Below are 16,934 nucleotides of genomic sequence, written 5' to 3'. Positions count from 1 at the left end.
CGTTATTTCCGCCGCCCGAAGGCGGAAGATGAGTAAGCGCCCCCGAGCTTGACGTACGACCCCGAGAGAATCGTTTTGCCCTTCGAGAATCCCCAGGCTGCATCTGCGCCCACGCGCCGCTCCAGCCGACTCCGCACTCAGGCCCACGAGGCCACCGCGGTGGGAGAGACGGCGACAGCCTCTGCATCCCCCGCGGCCCCCGAGACCTCCGCGCCCCTGTCCCGTCGCGCCGCCCGCATGCTGGCGGCCGAGGCCATCGCCTCCGGCGAGTCCGTCGAGAAGATCGCTGCGCCCGAAGAGGTCGTCTCCGAGCTCGGCGAATCGACGCCGAAGCCGGCCAAGGTCCCGATCGTCGTGAGTGACGAGCCGATCATCATCGACGGCCCCGCCATCCCCGCGCCGACCGAGAACCTCATCGACGCGTTCGAGCAGGCCTCTCAGGCGTTCAAGGGATCGGCCTTCCACCGCGCGACCGCCTCGGTGCCCGTCGAGAAGTCCTCGATCGAAGAGATCGTGCACCTCGCCCCGCGCCGCTCCGGCCGCATCCGCAAGGTCGTGACCGTCGGAGCCTCCCTGGGTGTCATGAGCCTCGCCGGGCTCCTCGCGGTGTCGATGACGCTCCCCGCCGAGGCTCTCGCCGCCGTACAGGGCACCTCGACCGCCGCCACGTCGCTCGTCGCTCCCGCGGCTGCCGACGAGAAGTCCGCGGCATCCGATGAGATCCAGGCCTTCGTCACGTCCTCCGACGTGCAGAACGAGGCCCTCGACCGCGGCGACGACTTCAGCACGATCTCCCTCGTCGAGGTCGCGGCCGAACAGGGCATCAACTACTCCAACGAGGTCTTCACCAACGACCCCGAGGCGGCCATCCAGTGGCCGTTCCTCGTCGGCGTCGGCATGAGCTACGGCTACGGCATGCGCAGCGGCCGACTGCACGAGGGCATCGACTTCGTGCCCGGCAACGGCGCACCCGTCCAGGCGATCGCCGACGGCACCGTCCGCCTCGCGACCGAGCAGGGCGGCGCCTACGGCGTCACCGTGTACATCGACCACGTCATCGACGGCGAGGTCATCACGAGTCACTACGCGCACATGCAGTACGGCTCGCTGCAGGTCAAGACGGGCGACAAGGTCACCGTCGGAACCGTCGTCGGAAAGACCGGCAACACCGGTCGCTCCTACGGCGCGCACATGCACTTCGAGCTCATCGTCAACGGATCGACCATCGACCCGCTGCCGTGGTTGCGCGAGAACGCCGGTCGCTACGAGTATTGACCGGCTCGATTTCATGAGGACGCCACAGTGATGGTATTCTCGTGTGGTTGCCCCGCGAGGGGCAGCACGCCCCGATAGCTCAGTGGCAGAGCACTTCCATGGTAAGGAAGGGGTCGTCAGTTCAATCCTGACTCGGGGCTCGCAGCATTCGTCTCTGCAGAACGCGGATGCGTCGCGGCAGGGTAGCTCAGCTGGTCAGAGCGCACGACTCATAATCGTGAGGTCGCGGGTTCAAGCCCCGCTCCTGCTACAGGAATTCACCCCGGTCCTCGGACCGGGGTTTTCTGTTCTCTACCGCACTTCGGCCGACGAGGAGTCGGCGGGCGGCCGGCCGAGGATCAGGATGCGACGCAGGTGCATCGCCGTGAGCACACCAGGTCCGATCGACTGACGCAACTCGATCGTGCGGTCGTCGACGGTCTCGAGCAGCAGACGCACGGCACGCGTCGCCTCTCCACGGACGCGATGAGCGTCGGGCGAATCGGCGTCCTGCAGGGCGATCACCTCGGCGACCGCGTGGCAGGCGCTGGTCAACGGTGCGGGAAGGGCGGGATCGAGATCGATCGCCCCCGGCCGGCCCCAGATGGTGTCTGCGATCGTGTCGGAGACATCGCGGATGTGCTGCGCGATGCGCTCCAGCGCCTCCAGCTGCGCGTGCGCCTCGTCCGTCGCCGCCCGCTTCCCCCATGCGCGTGGGTTGCCGCGACGGCTCTCGTCGGCCTCGACGAGAGCAAGGCGCAGCTCGCTCGCGGTATCCGAGAGCGATGCGGCGTCCTCGGCCCACTGCTCTTTCTCGGGCGGCCACGAATCCGAGACGGCGTCTCCGACGTCGTGCAGATGCGTCGCCAACTTCCTGCGAAAGACCTCGAGGTTCGCCGTCGCCTCCGCAGTGAGGGGAGCGGGGGCGACGGCGAGGTTCACGACGAGTCCCACGACCACGCCCACGGTCATCTGCGCGAGATAGCCCAGAGAGTAGTCGTCGGCGTCCTGTCCGCCGACGATCAGCACGAACAACGCGGCCATCGGCACATACTCGCGACCGACCCCGAACCAACCGGTTCCGGAGAGGAGAACGCCGATCCCGACGATGATCGGGATCGACCACCACGTCGGCCCCACCGTCAGCACGATGACCGACGCCAGTCCGATCCCGACCGCGAGGCCGAGGATCGTCTGGAGTCCCGATTTCACCGATCCCATCAGCGTCGGGTACATGCTCACGAGAGCACCGAGCGGGGCGTAGTACGGATACTCCTGCGTGACGCCCGGCATGTACCGGGCGATGAACCACGCGATCCCCACGGCCAGTGCGGTCTTGGCGACCAGCAGCAATCGTGCGGGTCGTGTCGCCGCCTGCAGCGCGGAGCGGAAGGGAGGGCGTCGCATCAGTCGTCGGTGCGGAACCCGGCGGGCTTGTGCGTGCCGTCGCAGAACGGTTTGATCGCCGACAGCCCGCATCGGCACAGCGCGACGGTGCGTCGACGCTGTTCGATCGGCGCTCCGTCGGCGTCGACGAGGTCGACGGCGCCGCGCACCAGCAGGGGCCCGTCGGGATACGCGGTGATGGTCGGATGCTCGTCGTGCACGCTCATACGTCCACCCGCTCTCGGAGCGAGGACTCGTCCCGCGACCAGGCGTCGAGGACGTGCTCTCCGACCCAGCCGTCGACCGCGAGGCACGCGGCGGCTCCGAACATGATGTCCGGCAGCAGATCCGGTCGGTCCTCCGCGAGTCCGCCGGCGAGATCGCGTGCCGCGATCTGCTCGTGCACGGCATCCGCCTCTACGTGCTCGTCGAAGTAGTCCGTGACATCCTCGCCGTAGCCGAGTCGGCGCAACCCGTCGGCGTAGAGCTTGTTGGGGATCGACGACGTCATCTCGAAGGCCGCCAGATGACCCACGATCGCACCGACCAGTCGACGGTTCAGCCCGAACATCGACATCATGTTGTGCGACGCGAGAGTGATCGCCGGCACATCGTCGACGTAGGCGCCGTACGTGTCGTCGAGATCTGCGCCGCGCATCGCGGCGGCGAAGATCTCCGCGTGCACACGCTCCGGGCGCCCACCGCCGTACTCGTCGGACTGGATCTCGACGAGCGCCGCCTTCGCCCGCCCGGTGAGCCGCGGGATCGCCCATGAGTGGGGATCGGCCTCGCGCAGCGTGTAGACGGAACGCTGCAGGAAGAACTCGCGTGCCTGCTCAGGCGTCGCCTTCCGAGCGAGGTAACGCGAGAGGCTGGGGCCGTCGTCGCCCGCGGCGAGGGCGAACAGCGCGCGCCCGACGGCATCGACGGTGGGGGCCGGGATCTCCGGCATCGGCACGACCTCGCGCAGGCGCTGCTCGAAGGCCGTCTCCAGCACGCCGCGGACCGCGATCAGCTCGGGGTCCCACTCCAGGCGAGGATCCAGCCCGGGGAGCGAGCCGTATGCGGAGGCGTAGAGCAGGAAGAGCGCCAGCTGCACGTCATCGTCGTGCAGGAGATCGGATGCGGCGGCCACCGCGGCTTGCGCGCTCCGCACGGTCACGGCATCGGCTTCGCCGGTCAGGCGCTTCCGCACCGCCTCGCCGAGCGGTCCGCGCGGAGTGGGGAGCGGAGCGGGGGAAGTGAGGAGGGGGGAGGTCATGTGCTTCTCCGATCAGTGGGGCGGATGCAGTCTTCCGCGGTGCCGGTGAGTGCGTCAGGGTCTTGACGGCCGGCTCTGGGTGGCGCTACTGGCTGGAGGTCAGCGAGCACGTCCCTCGGCGAGGTATGCCAGGCGGTGCAGGGTCTCCGCGTTGCGGAGTCGCAGCAGCGGCGTGGTGATCAGGCTCGGGAGCAGTGTCGCCGGCCCCTTCACGGGTTCTTCGTCGATGCGCACCAGGGCACCGCCGTCCCGCGCGCGCACGCGCAGCGTGACGCGAGCCTCTCCGATCGGCCATCCCTTCGCGCGGATGATCATGCGGTTCGGGGGTGACCACTCCTCGACAACAGTGGTGTCATCGAGGAGGGCGGGCCAGACACCGACCGAGTGGTGCAGCCGCGATCCCTCGGCGGGCCAGCTCTCATCGACCTCGCGCATCCGTGACGCGCCGACGACCCAGGCCGGGTACAGCCAGCCGTTCTCGAGCACCTCGAAGACATCCGCCGGGGTGCATCGGAGCGTGCGCACGTTCTTCGCCATGCGCCCACCATCGCGCGCCGAACGCTACGCGCCCAGGGGCTTGACGTGGCGGCGGTTCGTCTCAGCGCGAGAGGTGCGCGCGCAGCGCCTCCACGACCAGAGCGTGGTCGGCGTGCATCTCGAGGCCGCTCACGCCGATCGCGCCGGCGAGCGTGCCGCCGATCCGGATCGGGAACCCGCCGCCCGCCGCCGCGTACAGCGCGGGGTCGAGGCGGGACGACCGCGTGAAGTCCTCTCCCCGGGAGAGGAAGTCATAGTGCACACCCAGGGAGGAACGTCCGAAGTGCTCGACGACACGGAACTTGCGCTCCAGCCACGCGTCGTTGAGGGCGCTCGTTTCCGGCGCCGCCATGTGGAAGGCGCGCTGGCCGCCGAGGACGACCGAGACGACGATCGGCAGCGCATCGGCGACGGCACGTGCGCGCAGCAAGGAACCCACGTCCCAGGCATCCGTCACCGTGAAACGAGCGAAATCCAGCCCCCGCTCCTCGGCGGTGATCGCGTCGAGGGCGGCCTGTGCATCGATGCTCATACTCGCGAGACTAGCGGCCGGCCTGCATCCGAGCGCAGAAAAGCCCGGAATCCGCGAAGGACACCGGGCTGTCTGCGACGCGAGCGTCGGACGGGTCACGCCAGCGGGCGGAGGCCCTCCACGAGCGGAGTGGTCGGGCGGCCGATCAGGCGCGCGAGCGTGCCGTCGGTGTCGGCCAGCGCGCCATCACGGATGCCGGCGTCGAGCGCGGTGACGAACCCGATGGTTCCCGCGTCGAGGCCCGCGGACTCCAGAGCTGCGGCGTGCTCCTCGGCGGTCAGTGCGCGGTACTCGACGGGGCTACCGATGACCGCGGCGATCGCGGCGGCGAGGTCGTCGTAGGTCCCTGCGACGTCGCCACCCAGCTCGTACGCCTGGCCGAGGTGGCCGTCTTCGAGCAGCACGACCGCTGCGGCATCCGCGAAGTCCTTGCGGCTCGCCGAGGCCACGCGGCCGTCGCCGACGCTGGCGGCCACGACGCCGGTGTCCCGGGCCTGCGCGATGTTGGCGGCGTAGTTCTCGGTGTACCAGTTGTTCCGCAGGATCACGGAGGGGATGCCGGACACGGCGATGAGCTCCTCGGTCGCCTTGTGCTCGGGCGCGAGCACGAGGTTGCTCGTCGGGGCCTTCGGTGCACTCGTGTAGACGAGCTTGCTCACACCGGCAGCCTTCGCCGCGTCGATGACCGCCTGGTGCTGCGCGGTACGGCGACCGACTTCAGAACCCGAGATCAGGAGCACCGAGTCGACGCCCTCGAGGGCTGCGGCGATCGTGGCGGGCTGGTCGTAGTCGACGACCGCGGTGCGCACGCCCTGGGCGGAGATGTCGGATGCCTTGGCGAGATCGCGCACGCCCGCGACGATCGACGACGGCTCCGCGCCGCGCTCGAGGAGGCTGTCGATGACGAGGCGGCCGAGCTGTCCGGTGGCGCCGGTGACGAGAATGGTCATGAGGGTCCTTTCGTGGGGATGACATCTTCGACAACCCGGCGCTGATTCAAAACCTTCCAACATGTGGGTACCCACTTTGAAGTAAGGTACCTACATGACGGTGAGTTATGCGCAGATCCGCGAGAGCACTCCGCTCGTCTTCGAGCAGGGGTGCAGCACTCGCGTGATCCTCGACCACGTGATGAGCAAGTGGGGCGTCCTCGTACTGTCCTCTCTGTCGGACGGAACGCTGCGCTGGGGCGAGCTGCGCCGAGAGGTCGACGGCATCAGCGAGAAGATGCTCGCCTCCACGCTGCGCACCCTCGCCGACGACGGCCTCGTGCACCGCGAGTCGTTCCCGACGGTGCCCCCGCACGTCGAGTACAGCCTGACCCCGCTCGGGCGCGACCTCATGGAGCGGATGCTGCCGCTGATGGCCTGGATCGCCGACCATGCCGACGGGATGCTCGGACGGAACTGAACTGCGGATTTCGTCGCGTGCGTATCCATTCGCGGATGGAATCAGTCGTTCAGAGAAAGTCATTGACGCGATAACCGCAATGGCCCTACTGTCTGACCATGGCAGCTACGACGCCCATCCACCTTGAACGGCCCGACGGCAAGGGGTTGGCGGCCGGCACACTCGGGCTCTGGGGTTCGACCGTCATCGGTCTCGCCTCCACCGCGCCCGTGTACTCGCTCGTCGCGACGCTCGGCTTCGTGGTCCTCGCGGTCGGCGCGCAGGCGCCCATCGCCTTCATCATCGCGTTCGTGCCGATGCTTCTCATCGCCTTCGCGTACCGAGAGCTCAACAACGCCGTGCCCGACTGCGGCACGACGTTCACCTGGGGCACCAAGGCGTTCGGCCCGTGGGTGGGCTGGATGGGCGGCTGGGGTGTCGCCGTCGCGGGCATGGTGGTGCTCGCGAACCTCGCGCAGATCGCCTCGGTCTACTTCTGGTCGCTGATCGGGCAGGACCTCGCGAACAACGATTGGCGTGTGGTCGTGGTGGCCGTCGTCTTCATCGCGGCGATGACGTGGGTGAGTTGGCGCGGCGTCGAGATCGGCGAGCGCATCCAGAACATCCTGCTCGGCATCCAGTACCTCGCCCTCGGCATCTTCATCGTCACCGCTCTGTGGCAGTTCTTCGCGGGAACGGCTCCGAACCCGACGCCCTTCGACATGGAGTGGCTGAACCCGTTCGCCTTCACCGACTGGTCGGGCTTCACCGAGGCCATCCTGCTCGCCCTCTTCATCTACTGGGGCTGGGACACCTGCCTCGCCCTGAACGAGGAGACCAAGGACCCGAAGCGCATCCCGGGTCGCGCGGCTCTGCTCACCACCGTCATCCTGCTCTTCACCTACGTCGCGGTCACGATCGCGGCCATGATGTACGCGGGCCTCGGCGAGACGGGCACGGGACTCGGCAACGAGGCCAATGCCGACGACTTCTTCCTGGCGATCAAGGACGGGCTGCTCGGGCCGTTCGGGTGGGTGCTCGTGGTCTCCGTGATCATCTCGGCGATCTCCTCGACGCAGACCACGATCCTCCCGACGGCGCGCGGCACGCTCGCGATGGGCGTCTACCGCGCGCTTCCGGCGAAGTTCAAGGACGTGCACCCGAAGTACAAGACTCCGTCGTTCTCGACGATCGTCATGGGCGTGGTCGCCTCGGTCTACTACATCGGCATGACCCTCATCAGCGACAACATCCTTCAGGACTCGATCCTGTCGCTCGGTCTCGCCATCGCGTTCTACTACGCGATCACCGGCTTCGCCTGTGTCTGGTACTTCCGCCGCGACATCTTCCGCTCGCCGCGCGAGTTCTTCTTCAAGGGTCTCTTCCCCCTGCTGGGTGGACTGATGCTCACGGGAGCGTTCGTGCAGTCGGCGATCGACATGTGGGACGTCGACTACGGCTACACCGTGCTGTTCGGCATTGGCGGCACGTTCGTGATCGGCATCGGATCGCTCGCGTTCGGTCTCGTGCTGATGTTCGTCTGGTACCTGTTCCCGCGGTCTAAGCGGTTCTTCCGCGGTGAGAGCCTGAACCGCGACACCCAGGTGATGGTGCCGGATGAGCCGGCGACCACCATCCGATCGATCGACGGCGGCATCTGACCTTTCCCGGATCGCGACGACGGCCCCGGCATCCGCGGATGCTCCGGGGCCGTCGCCGTCGGTGACCTAGGCTTGTCGACGTGCGCATCCGGCTCGACATCGCCTACGACGGAACCCACTTCCGCGGGTGGGCCCGGCAGCCGACGCTGCGCACCGTGCAGGGCACGCTCGAAGAGGCGCTGGCGCGGATCGTCGGTTCCGACGTGCGGCTGGTCGTCGCCGGACGCACGGATGCCGGGGTGCACGCCTCCGGCCAGGTCGCGCACGTCGACCTCGACGACGCGCAATGGGCGCGCATCGAGTCACGGCACGGACGCGCAGCCCTCGACCCGGCCGCCTCGATCGCCGGACGGATGCGCGGCGTACTCGGCGCCTATTCGGATGTGGCGGTGCATCGCACCTCGCTCGCGCCCGAGGGCTTCGACGCGCGGTTCTCCGCTGTCTGGCGCCGCTATCGCTACCGGCTCGCCGACGAGATCGCCGGATTCGACCCGCTGCGCCGCCTCGACACGACGAGCGTGCGGGGCCGGCTCGACGCCCCGGCGATGGATGCCGCGGCGCAGACCCTCATCGGCCTGCACGACTTCGCCGCCTACTGCAAACCGCGCGACGAGGCCACGACCATCCGCACGCTGCTCGACTACCGGTGGACTCGCGACGCCGAGGGAGTCCTGGTCGCCGAGGTCAAGGCCGATGCGTTCTGCCACAGCATGGTGCGCGCGCTCGTCGGTGCCTGCGTGGCCGTGGGGGAGGGGCGACTGGACGTCGGCGACCTCGTGGTGCTGCGCGATGCGCTCACCCGCACGAGCGAGTTCAAGGTGCTGGCGGCCCGGGGGCTGATCCTCACCGAGGTCGGCTACCCGGCCGACGATCTGCTCGCCGCCCGTGCCGAGCAGACGCGGGCACGCCGCGACAGCGAGTGAATCAATAACAGACCCGCGCGGCCGAGACAACCCGGAGCCGACCCATAGCGGCCGGGGGTAGCGTGGCAACGGTCATGAAGGTCATCTCGTACAACCTCCGCAAGCACCGGGCCGCCACCGAGCTCGTGGCTCTGGTCAGCGCGCACGATCCCGACATCCTGTGCCTGCAGGAGTGCGACGTGCAGCACCTGCCCGAGAGCATCGGCGGCCTCGTGCTCGCCGATGCGACGCAGGGCAACCGGTTGGGCCTGGCCCTCTACTACCGTTCGAGCACGTTCCGTCTGCGCGAGATCCGGGCGATCGGGCTCAAGAAGTCGCTGCACGACCGCATGCTGAAGCCCGCGCACGAGCGCATCCTCGCCGCGCGATTGGTCGACATCGACGAAGGGCGCGAGATCATCGTGGGATCGTTCCATGCGGCTCCGCTCACGGCGCTGAACTCGCTCCGTCGTCATCAGATCCGCGCGGCGCTGACATCGCTGGCCGCCCTCGGCGAGGGCCTGCCGCAGCTCATGGTCGGGGACTACAACTACCCGGTTTTCAAGGAGAACCTGGGGCAGGCCGTGCGTGATCACGGTTATGCTCTCACCCTCAGCGACGACCACACCTACACGCGCTACCGCGTCTTCCGCGGCCACTACGATTTCGCCACCTCGGTCGGGTTCGAGATCGAGCGGATCACGACCCTGCCGCAGGGGACGAGCGACCACCGTCCGATCCTCGTCTCGGCGCATCCGAACTGACGCGGCGGGCGCAGATGCCGCAGACTCGAAGCATGACGACGATCTCCGCAGTCCTGGTCGGTGGACCGACGCTGTACTTCACCTACGCCGGCTTCGGCTTCCTCACCGATCCGACATTCGACGAGCCCGGCGTGTACGAGGGCGGTTCCCGTCTGCGCAAGCTGACCGGTCCGGCCGTGCGCCCCTCCGCGCTCGGCCCGATCGATGTGGTGCTGCTGTCGCACGACGAGCACGCCGACAACCTCGACAACGCGGGCCGGGCACTGCTGCCCGAGGTGCCGCTGGTGCTCGGGACGGCGGAGTCGGCGACGCGGATCCCGCAGGTCATGGGTCTGGTGCCGTGGCAGGAGCATCGGATCGGCGACGTCACCGTGACGGCGGTGCCCGCGTTGCACGGCCCCGAGGGAGCGGAGGCCGTGGTCGGATTCGTCACGGGCTTCGTGCTCGAGGCACCCGGCGAGCCCACCGTCTACGTCTCGGGCGACAACGCCTCGGTCGACCTGGTGCGGCGCATCGCCGAGCGGTTCCCGGCGATCGACATCGCCGTGCTGTTCGCCGGGGCCGCGAACGTCGGAGCCTTCGGCGACACCGACCTGACCCTCAACGCGCGGACGGCGCTCGAGGCCGCGGGCGTGCTGGCGGATGCCGTCATCGTGCCGGTGCACGCGGAGGGCTGGTTCCACTTCTCGGAGACCCTCGAGCGGTTGATCGGGATGTTCGAGCACGCGGATCAGGGGCACCGGCTGCGTGTACTCGCCCCGGGGGAGCGGATCGATCTCGCGTGAGACGGGTTTGATAGGCGGCGCCCGGTAGCGTATGCTGTCTCTTTGGTGTGCCCGTGCCGTTCGTCGGTAGGGGGCATCATCCGAACGTGAGCCCTCCACTGGCGTGTTCTTCCCCCTCGGGAAGAACCACCCCGGAGTGGGATTCACGAACTTCTCCGTTCGACACAAGAAAGCAGCACTATCGTGACGCGCACTTACACCCCGAAGGCCGGCGAGGTCCAGCGTGACTGGGTCGTCATCGACGCCACCGACGTCGTTCTCGGCCGTCTCGCCTCGCACGCGGCAACGCTCCTGCGTGGCAAGCACAAGCCCACCTTCGCCAACCACATCGACTCCGGTGACTTCGTCATCATCGTGAACGCCGACAAGGTGGCTCTCACGGGTCAGAAGCTCCAGAAGAAGCTGGCCTACCGTCACTCGGGTTACCCGGGTGGTCTGAAGTCGGTCACCTACGCCGAGCTTCTCGAGAAGAACCCGGTCCGCGCCGTGGAGAAGGCCATCCGTGGCATGCTCCCGAAGAACAGCCTCGGACGCCAGCAGCTGTCCAAGCTCAAGGTGTACGTCGGTGCCGAGCACCCGCACGCCGCGCAGCAGCCGCAGACGTACACCCTCGACCAGGTCGCCCAGTAAGCGCCGTACAGACTTAAGGACATACTCGTGGCTGACATCCAGGACACCACCGAAAACCCCCAGAGCTTCTCGACCTCGACCCCCGAGAGCGACGCAGTCGAGGCGGCTCCCCGCCCCGTGCTGAGCGTTCCGGGCGCCGCAGTCGGTCGTCGCAAGCAGGCCATCGCCCGCGTGCGCATCGTTCCCGGCTCGGGCACGATCACGGTCAACGGCCGTACGATCGAGGACTACTTCCCGAACAAGCTGCACCAGCAGCTGATCAACGACCCGTTCACCGTGCTGAACCTCGCCGGTGCGTACGACGTCATCGCGCGCATCTCCGGTGGTGGCCCCTCGGGCCAGGCCGGTGCGCTGCGTCTCGGCATCGCCCGTTCGCTGAACGGCGTCGACGAGGAGAACAACCGTCCGACCCTGAAGAAGGCCGGCTTCCTGTCGCGCGACGCTCGCGTCAAGGAGCGCAAGAAGGCTGGACTCAAGAAGGCCCGCAAGGCGCCTCAGTACTCGAAGCGTTAAGGTCCACTGCTCCGATGCCGATCTTTGGCACGGACGGTGTGCGGGGGCTTGCCAACGGCATCCTCACCGCCGACCTCGCGCTCACCCTGGCCCAGGCGACTGCTGTCGTCCTGGGCCAGGGCCGTACTGCGGAGGCACGCAAAGCCGAAGGCAAGCGTCTGACCGCAGTCGTGGCTCGCGACCCTCGGGTCTCGGGACACTTCCTGACCGCTGCGGTCGCCGCCGGTCTCGCCTCCTCGGGCGTAGACGTGCTCGAGGCGGGCGTCATCCCGACCCCGGCGCTGGCGTTCCTCGTCGCCGACCGTGATGCCGACTTCGGTGTCATGATCTCGGCGTCGCACAACGCGGCGCCCGACAACGGGATCAAGATCTTCGCGCGCGGCGGCGTCAAGCTGCCCGACGTCGTCGAGCAGCGCATCGAAGCCGCCATGTCCGGCGAGATGCTGCGCCCGACCGGCGAGGGCGTCGGCCGCATCGATCGGTTCTCGGATGCCGAGGACCGGTACGTCGTGCACCTTCTGGGCTCGCTGCCGAACCGGCTCGAAGGCATCAAGGTCGTACTGGACTGCGCCCACGGCGCGGCCTCCGGCGTCTCGCCCGAGACGTTCCGCGACGCGGGTGCCGATGTCATCGTCATCGGTGCGGAGCCCGACGGCCTCAACATCAACGACGGCGTCGGCTCGACGCACCTCGACAACCTCGCGGAGGCGGTCGTCCGTCTCGGCGCCGACATCGGAATCGCCCACGACGGCGACGCGGACCGCTGCCTCGCGGTGGATGCCGCGGGCAACGTCATCGACGGCGATCAGATCATGGCGATCCTCGCGGTGTCGATGAAGCAGCGTGGTCACCTCACCGAGGACACGCTCGTCGCCACCGTCATGAGCAACCTGGGTCTGCACGTCGCCATGCGCGAGCACGGCATCACGGTGCGCCAGACCGCGGTCGGCGACCGCTACGTTCTCGAAGACATGAACGCCGGCGGCTTCGCCCTCGGCGGCGAGCAGTCCGGTCACGTGATCATGAGCGAGTTCGCCACCACGGGCGACGGCCTCCTCACCGGTCTGCATCTGGTCGCCGAGATGGCGCGCCAGGGCAAGACGATCGCCGAGCTCGCGGCCGTGATGACCGTCTACCCGCAGGTGCTCATCAACGTGCGCGGTGTCGACAAGGACCGTGTCGATGACGACGAGGTCGTCCAGACCGCCGTCCGCGCGGTCGCGACCGAACTGGGCGACACCGGGCGCGTGCTGCTGCGCAAGTCCGGCACCGAGCCGCTCGTGCGCGTCATGGTCGAGGCTGCCGATGCGGACTCCGCTCAGGCCTACGCCGAGCGTCTCGAAGGCGTCGTGCGCGAGCGCCTCGCGCTCTGAGCGTCGCACTCCTCGACGAGTCTGATCCCCGTCCTGAGCATCGGTCCGCGCCCGCGTGGCCGGATGCTCAGGACGCGGGCTGACCCAACTGCTCGATATAGCGCAGGAGTACGCCCTCGCGGAGCGCCCACGGTGAGACCTCGAGCTCGTCGACCTTCAGCACGGTCATCGCCGTGTGCAGCGAGACCGCGGCGGCGACGATCTGGAACGTGCGATCGGGCGTGATACCCGGCAGCTCCTGCCGGGCCGACGCGGGCAGGCGCGCGAGGCGCGGGATCCAGGACCCCAACGACGCACGGGGGAGCAGCATCCGCTCGGACCCCGACCACCCGGGCACCGGGTAGCCCACGAGTCGCGCCAGCGAGCGGATGGCCTTCGACGAACCGACCACGTGATCGGGCCGGGGGAGGGCCGCGAAACGGGGCAGTACCTCTTCGAGAGTCTCGCGGGCGTGCGCGCGCAACAGCTCGACGTCGTCCTCTCCGGGCGGATCGTTCGGCAGGAACTGCACGGTCATGCGCCCGGCGCCCAGAGGAACGGATGCCGCGGCATCCGGGAGTTCCTCGCCGCCGGCGGCGATCTCGAGAGAGCCGCCGCCGATGTCGAGGAGCAGGATCTGCCCCGCGGACCATCCGAACCAGCGCCGTACCGCCAGGAACGTCAGCTCGGCCTCGGTCTCGCCGTCGAGGACCTGCAGGGGCTGCCCGAGCGCGGCCTCGATCCGGGCGATCACGTCCGCACCGTTCGCGGCATCGCGCACCGCGCTGGTCGCTGTCGCCAGCAGGGCGTCGACGCGCTCCTCCTCGGCGACCCGGCGAGCCTGCGCGACCGCGTGCTCCAACGCCTGCACGCCGTCTTCGGAGATCGCGCCGTCCGGCAGCAGATAACGCATGAGGCGCAGCACCGAGCGGTCGCTCGTCGTCGCGAGGGGGCGCCCACCCGGCCGCACGTCGGCGGCGAGCATGTGGACGGTGTTGGAACCGATGTCGAGGACTCCGAGGCGCACGGGTAGAGACTACCGTCGCCCCGATACGATGGTCGGGTGACCACTGCCGACCCCACGCAGCCCCTCTCGCCTTACCGAGAGATCGGGCGGGCGGAATGGGCGCGACTGGCAGCCGACCTCGACCAGCCGCTGAGCGAGACCGAGGTCGTCGAGATTCGCGGCATCGGCGATCGCCTGAGCCTCGACGAGGTGCGCGAGGTCTACCTGCCCCTCAGCCGTCTGCTCAGCCTGTACGCGACGTCGACGAAGCGTCTCGGCGCGGCGACCAGCTCGTTCCTCCAGGAAGAGGACTCGACGACTCCGTTCGTGGTCGGTGTGGCCGGCTCCGTCGCGGTCGGTAAGTCGACGATCGCTCGTCTCCTGCGCGAGCTGATGAGCCGCTGGCCCGGCACGCCGCGCGTCGAGCTCGTGACCACCGACGGGTTCCTCTACCCGAACGCCGAGCTCGAGCGTCGCGGGCTGATGGAGCGCAAGGGCTTCCCGGAGTCCTACGACCGGCGCTCGCTCATCGAGTTCCTCACCGAGGTCAAGAGCGGGGCGGCCGAGGTGCGCGCACCCTTCTACTCGCACATGCGCTACGACATCGTTCCCGACGCGCACGTCGTGGTGCGTCGCCCCGACGTCGTGATCGTCGAGGGGCTCAACGTGCTCCAGCCGCCGGCCGCGCCGAACGACGTCGCGGTGAGCGACCTGTTCGACTTCTCGATCTTCGTCGACGCCGACACCGACCACATCGCGAACTGGTACGTCGAGCGGTTCCTCGCGCTCCGCGAGGGCGCCTTCAGCAACCCGTCGTCGTACTTCAACGTCTTCGCGCACCTCACCGATGAGGAAGCGATCACGACCGCGCTCGGGTACTGGAACGAGATCAACATGCCCAACCTCGTCGAGAACGTGATGCCGACCAAGCATCGCGCCCGTCTGGTGCTGAACAAGGGCGCGGATCACTCGGTCGAGAGCGTGCTCCTGCGCAAACTCTGACCCGCCGGGGCGGGGTCGATTGTTCGGACGGCTCGCAAAAAAACGCGCCTATTCTTGACGGCATGTGTGGAATCGTCGGATACGTGGGCCCGCGCCCCAGCCAGGACATCCTTCTCGCCGGTCTCGCCCGCCTCGAGTACCGCGGATACGACTCCGCGGGTGTCGCGGTCATCGACGGCGACGGAGCGCTCGGCATGCGCAAGAAGGCGGGCAAGCTCAGCGCTCTGCGCGACTCGCTCTCCGATGCCCCGCTGCCCGACGGCACGACCGGCATCGGGCACACCCGCTGGGCGACGCACGGCGGCCCGACCGACGTCAACGCGCACCCGCATCTCGCCGACGACGACAAGCTCGCGCTGATCCACAACGGCATCATCGAGAACTTCGCCTCGCTGCGCGACGAGCTCGTCGCCGCCGGCGTCGCGTTCCGCAGCGAGACCGACACCGAGGTGGCGGCCGCGCTGCTCGGCCGCGAGTACGCGCAGAACGGCGGCGACCTGCAGCTCGCGTTCCGCAGTGTCGTCAACCGTCTCGAGGGCGCGTTCACGCTGCTGGCCGTGCACCAGGACCACCCGGGGCTCGTCGTGGGCGCCCGCCGCAACTCCCCGCTCGTGATCGGCCTCGGCGAGGGCGAGAACTTCCTCGGCTCCGATGTCGCCGCGTTCGTCGAGCACACCCGTCACGCCCTGGCGATCGGCCAGGATCAGATCGTCTCGATCACGCCCGACGCCGTCACGGTCGTCGACTTCGACGGCACGCCGGTCGAGCCCGAGCCCTTCGAGGTCTCGTGGGACGCCGCCGCCGCCGAGAAGGGCGGATGGCCGAGCTTCATGGCCAAGGAGGTCTCCGAGCAGCCCGAGGCCGTCGCCAACACGATCCGCGGTCGCATCCACGACGGCCAGGTCGTGATCCCCGAGCTCGACGGACTCGACGATCTCTTCCTCGGCATCAACCGCGTCATCATCACCGCGTGCGGCACCGCCTCGTACGCGGCGCTCGTCGGCAAGTACGCGATCGAGCAGTGGGCGCGCGTCGCGGTCGACGTCGAGCTCGCGCACGAGTTCCGCTACCGCGACCCGGTGATCGGCGCCGACACGCTCGTCGTCTCGATCAGCCAGTCGGGCGAGACGATGGACACGCTGATGGCCGTCAAGTACGCCCGCGAGCGCGGAGCGCGCACGCTGTCGATCTGCAACACGCAGGGCGCGACGATCCCGCGCGAGTCGGATGCCGTCGTCTACACGCACGCCGGCCCTGAGGTCGCCGTCGCGTCGACCAAGGCTTTCTCGGCGCAGATCACTGCTCTCCTCCTTCTCGGTCTGCACATGGGTCGCGTGCGCGGTTCGGTCGCCGACGCCTCGACCGACGTCGACGAGCTCAGCGCTCTGCCCGACAAGATCGCCCGGGTGCTCGCCGACGAGAACGAGCACGTCGCCCAGCTCGCGGGCTGGATGGCCGACACCCGCTCGGTGCTCTTCCTCGGTCGCCACGTGGGCTACCCGATCGCGCTCGAGGGTGCGCTCAAGCTCAAGGAGATCTCGTACATCCACGCCGAGGGCTTCGCCGCCGGTGAGCTCAAGCACGGTCCGATCGCCCTGATCGAGCCCGGTCAGCCGGTGTTCGTGCTCGTGCCGTCGCCCCGCCACTCGGCGCTCGTGCACTCGAAGGTCGTCTCGAACATCCAGGAGATCCGCGCCCGCGGAGCCCGGGTCATCGTGATCGCCGAAGAGGGCGACGCCGCGGTGCTGCCGTTCGCCGACGAGGTCATCCGCATTCCGCTCGCCGGCGCGATGTTCGAACCGCTCCTGGCGGTCGTCCCGCTGCAGATCTTCGCCATGGCGCTCGCCACGGCGAAGGGGCTCGACGTCGACCAGCCGCGCAACCTCGCGAAGTCCGTCACCGTCGAATGAGGCGTGTTCGCGGTGCACGGGTGAGACCGTGCGCCGCGAGTAGGCTGGAA

Annotated in this window: 18 protein-coding genes and 2 tRNA genes; 13 read left to right on the top strand and 7 right to left on the bottom strand. The window is 68.6% G+C overall.

All coding sequences use genetic code 11. The annotated features are described in order from the left end of the window. The first annotated feature begins 159 nt into the window (after positions 1 to 159). The 3 genes from ACIQTT_RS06455 to ACIQTT_RS06445 all read left to right on the top strand — a co-directional run bounded on the left by ACIQTT_RS06455 (position 160) and on the right by ACIQTT_RS06445 (position 1,525). Positions 160 to 1,275, top strand: coding sequence for a M23 family metallopeptidase (locus ACIQTT_RS06455; protein WP_402787621.1), 1,116 nt, complete (start codon positions 160 to 162; stop codon positions 1,273 to 1,275). Between the two features lie 68 nt (positions 1,276 to 1,343). Beyond that, a tRNA-Thr gene (locus tag ACIQTT_RS06450) sits at positions 1,344 to 1,415 on the top strand. A gap of 36 nt (positions 1,416 to 1,451) precedes the next feature. Then, a tRNA-Met gene (locus ACIQTT_RS06445) sits at positions 1,452 to 1,525 on the top strand. 41 nt (positions 1,526 to 1,566) lie between these two features. Here the strand turns inward: ACIQTT_RS06445 and ACIQTT_RS06440 are convergent. The 6 genes from ACIQTT_RS06440 to ACIQTT_RS06415 form a co-directional block, all read right to left on the bottom strand. After that, positions 1,567 to 2,661, bottom strand: coding sequence for an aromatic acid exporter family protein (locus tag ACIQTT_RS06440; RefSeq protein WP_402787618.1), 1,095 nt, complete (start codon positions 2,659 to 2,661; stop codon positions 1,567 to 1,569). Beyond that, entirely contained in the window at positions 2,661 to 2,867 is a 207-nt protein-coding gene (locus tag ACIQTT_RS06435; protein ID WP_402787616.1) for a CDGSH iron-sulfur domain-containing protein, read from the bottom strand. The genes ACIQTT_RS06440 and ACIQTT_RS06435 overlap by 1 nt, the downstream gene beginning before the upstream one ends. Further along, complete coding sequence (locus tag ACIQTT_RS06430; RefSeq protein WP_402787614.1) at positions 2,864 to 3,901, bottom strand: iron-containing redox enzyme family protein; 1,038 nt, start codon at positions 3,899 to 3,901, stop codon at positions 2,864 to 2,866. The genes ACIQTT_RS06435 and ACIQTT_RS06430 overlap by 4 nt, the downstream gene beginning before the upstream one ends. Before the next feature lie 99 nt (positions 3,902 to 4,000). Beyond that, on the bottom strand, positions 4,001 to 4,438 hold the full coding sequence (locus ACIQTT_RS06425; protein WP_402787611.1) for an SRPBCC family protein: 438 nt from the start codon (positions 4,436 to 4,438) through the stop codon (positions 4,001 to 4,003). Between the two features lie 61 nt (positions 4,439 to 4,499). Beyond that, positions 4,500 to 4,970, bottom strand: coding sequence for a heme-degrading domain-containing protein (locus ACIQTT_RS06420; protein WP_402787609.1), 471 nt, complete (start codon positions 4,968 to 4,970; stop codon positions 4,500 to 4,502). Positions 4,971 to 5,065: 95 nt separating this feature from the next. Beyond that, positions 5,066 to 5,920, bottom strand: coding sequence for an SDR family oxidoreductase (locus ACIQTT_RS06415; RefSeq protein WP_402787607.1), 855 nt, complete (start codon positions 5,918 to 5,920; stop codon positions 5,066 to 5,068). Between the two features lie 94 nt (positions 5,921 to 6,014). Here ACIQTT_RS06415 and ACIQTT_RS06410 point away from each other — a divergent pair, with 94 nt between their 5' ends. The 8 genes from ACIQTT_RS06410 (at position 6,015) to glmM (ending at position 12,987) form a co-directional block, all read left to right on the top strand. Then, entirely contained in the window at positions 6,015 to 6,380 is a 366-nt protein-coding gene (locus tag ACIQTT_RS06410; RefSeq protein ID WP_247623198.1) for a helix-turn-helix domain-containing protein, read from the top strand. 98 nt (positions 6,381 to 6,478) lie between these two features. After that, positions 6,479 to 8,020: an APC family permease gene (locus ACIQTT_RS06405; protein ID WP_402787605.1), complete on the top strand. Its 1,542-nt coding sequence runs from the start codon at positions 6,479 to 6,481 to the stop codon at positions 8,018 to 8,020. 80 nt (positions 8,021 to 8,100) lie between these two features. Then, positions 8,101 to 8,943 (top strand): tRNA pseudouridine(38-40) synthase TruA, encoded by an 843-nt coding sequence (gene truA / locus ACIQTT_RS06400; RefSeq protein ID WP_402787603.1) that lies wholly within the window; start codon positions 8,101 to 8,103, stop codon positions 8,941 to 8,943. Positions 8,944 to 9,017: 74 nt separating this feature from the next. After that, positions 9,018 to 9,686 (top strand): endonuclease/exonuclease/phosphatase family protein, encoded by a 669-nt coding sequence (locus ACIQTT_RS06395; RefSeq protein ID WP_402787601.1) that lies wholly within the window; start codon positions 9,018 to 9,020, stop codon positions 9,684 to 9,686. A 32-nt stretch (positions 9,687 to 9,718) separates the two neighbouring features. Further along, complete coding sequence (locus ACIQTT_RS06390) at positions 9,719 to 10,471, top strand: MBL fold metallo-hydrolase (RefSeq protein WP_402787596.1); 753 nt, start codon at positions 9,719 to 9,721, stop codon at positions 10,469 to 10,471. Positions 10,472 to 10,654: 183 nt separating this feature from the next. Beyond that, a complete protein-coding gene (gene rplM, locus ACIQTT_RS06385) occupies positions 10,655 to 11,101 on the top strand; it encodes a 50S ribosomal protein L13 (protein ID WP_167946044.1) in 447 nt (148 codons plus the stop codon). 27 nt (positions 11,102 to 11,128) lie between these two features. After that, the gene (gene rpsI, locus ACIQTT_RS06380; RefSeq protein ID WP_402787593.1) at positions 11,129 to 11,614 is read left to right on the top strand and encodes a 30S ribosomal protein S9; all 486 of its coding nucleotides are present in this window, start codon (positions 11,129 to 11,131) and stop codon (positions 11,612 to 11,614) included. 14 nt (positions 11,615 to 11,628) lie between these two features. Then, complete coding sequence (glmM, locus tag ACIQTT_RS06375) at positions 11,629 to 12,987, top strand: phosphoglucosamine mutase (protein ID WP_402787590.1); 1,359 nt, start codon at positions 11,629 to 11,631, stop codon at positions 12,985 to 12,987. Positions 12,988 to 13,054: 67 nt separating this feature from the next. Here the strand turns inward: glmM and ACIQTT_RS06370 are convergent, their stop codons facing one another. Beyond that, the gene (locus ACIQTT_RS06370; RefSeq protein WP_402787587.1) at positions 13,055 to 13,993 is read right to left on the bottom strand and encodes a Ppx/GppA phosphatase family protein; all 939 of its coding nucleotides are present in this window, start codon (positions 13,991 to 13,993) and stop codon (positions 13,055 to 13,057) included. A 36-nt stretch (positions 13,994 to 14,029) separates the two neighbouring features. Between ACIQTT_RS06370 and coaA the strand changes: the two genes are divergently transcribed. Together coaA and glmS are read left to right on the top strand one after the other, a co-directional pair. Continuing rightward, positions 14,030 to 14,974, top strand: a complete 945-nt coding sequence (coaA, locus tag ACIQTT_RS06365) for a type I pantothenate kinase (RefSeq protein ID WP_402787584.1) — start codon at positions 14,030 to 14,032, stop codon at positions 14,972 to 14,974. 62 nt (positions 14,975 to 15,036) lie between these two features. Next, positions 15,037 to 16,884 carry a glutamine--fructose-6-phosphate transaminase (isomerizing) gene (gene glmS / locus ACIQTT_RS06360; RefSeq protein WP_402787581.1) on the top strand — a complete coding sequence of 616 codons (1,848 nt, stop codon included), beginning with the start codon at positions 15,037 to 15,039 and terminating at the stop codon, positions 16,882 to 16,884. Positions 16,885 to 16,934 lie beyond the last annotated feature (50 nt).

Origin of the sequence: Microbacterium sp. NPDC090225 (assembly GCF_044772365.1) — a bacterium.
Lineage (GTDB): Bacteria > Actinomycetota > Actinomycetes > Actinomycetales > Microbacteriaceae > Microbacterium.
This window is presented reverse-complemented; position numbering and strand designations above follow the sequence as displayed.

Coding starts and splice junctions, on each gene's coding strand:
- ACIQTT_RS06440 (WP_402787618.1), bottom strand. CDS start 2,661: ATGCGACGCCCTCCCTTCCGCTCCGCGCTGCAGGCGGCGACACGACCC.
- ACIQTT_RS06435 (WP_402787616.1), bottom strand. CDS start 2,867: ATGAGCGTGCACGACGAGCATCCGACCATCACCGCGTATCCCGACGGG.
- ACIQTT_RS06430 (WP_402787614.1), bottom strand. CDS start 3,901: ATGACCTCCCCCCTCCTCACTTCCCCCGCTCCGCTCCCCACTCCGCGC.
- ACIQTT_RS06425 (WP_402787611.1), bottom strand. CDS start 4,438: ATGGCGAAGAACGTGCGCACGCTCCGATGCACCCCGGCGGATGTCTTC.
- ACIQTT_RS06420 (WP_402787609.1), bottom strand. CDS start 4,970: ATGAGCATCGATGCACAGGCCGCCCTCGACGCGATCACCGCCGAGGAG.
- ACIQTT_RS06415 (WP_402787607.1), bottom strand. CDS start 5,920: ATGACCATTCTCGTCACCGGCGCCACCGGACAGCTCGGCCGCCTCGTC.
- ACIQTT_RS06410 (WP_247623198.1), top strand. CDS start 6,015: ATGACGGTGAGTTATGCGCAGATCCGCGAGAGCACTCCGCTCGTCTTC.
- ACIQTT_RS06405 (WP_402787605.1), top strand. CDS start 6,479: ATGGCAGCTACGACGCCCATCCACCTTGAACGGCCCGACGGCAAGGGG.
- ACIQTT_RS06395 (WP_402787601.1), top strand. CDS start 9,018: ATGAAGGTCATCTCGTACAACCTCCGCAAGCACCGGGCCGCCACCGAG.
- ACIQTT_RS06390 (WP_402787596.1), top strand. CDS start 9,719: ATGACGACGATCTCCGCAGTCCTGGTCGGTGGACCGACGCTGTACTTC.
- glmM (WP_402787590.1), top strand. CDS start 11,629: ATGCCGATCTTTGGCACGGACGGTGTGCGGGGGCTTGCCAACGGCATC.
- glmS (WP_402787581.1), top strand. CDS start 15,037: ATGTGTGGAATCGTCGGATACGTGGGCCCGCGCCCCAGCCAGGACATC.